A 423-nucleotide genomic window follows, 5' to 3' on the forward strand; every position below is an offset into this window, starting at 1 on the left:
CTGCAGTTTATGTGAATGCGGCAACGCGCTTTACTGACGGTGCTCAGTTTGGCTTGGGGGCTGAAGTGGCCGTCTCAACTCAAAAGCTGCATGCACGTGGCCCGATGGGCTTGGAAGAATTAACAAGCTACAAATGGGTCGGCAAAGCGAACTACTTAGCACGCAGTTAACAGATCCGACTCGATATTGATTGAAAAAGGGGCACTAGTGCCCCTTTTTGTTTTCTCTCACATATCAATTCCGCTACACTAGTCTGGCTTTTGGGACGGCCCCAATGGCACGTTATTTGGAGGTGATATGCATTGTCCTTTTTGTTCAGAGAACGATACAAAAGTAATTGATTCCCGATTGGTTGCGGATGGTCATCAAGTCCGTCGCCGCCGCCAGTGTTTAGCCTGTAGTGAACGTTTTACTACGTTTGAA

General features: G+C 48.0%; 2 pseudogenes. Both read left to right on the top strand.

Annotation, left to right across the window (positions count from 1 at the left end):
- A pseudogene (locus UF06_RS23760) lies at positions 1–170 on the top strand (gamma-glutamyl-phosphate reductase); the annotation flags it as partial.
- A 127-nt stretch (positions 171–297) separates the two neighbouring features.
- Positions 298–423 (top strand): annotated as a pseudogene (locus UF06_RS23765) (transcriptional regulator NrdR); the annotation flags it as partial.

This window comes from Vibrio sp. S234-5 (assembly GCF_000960595.1).
GTDB lineage: Bacteria > Pseudomonadota > Gammaproteobacteria > Enterobacterales > Vibrionaceae > Vibrio.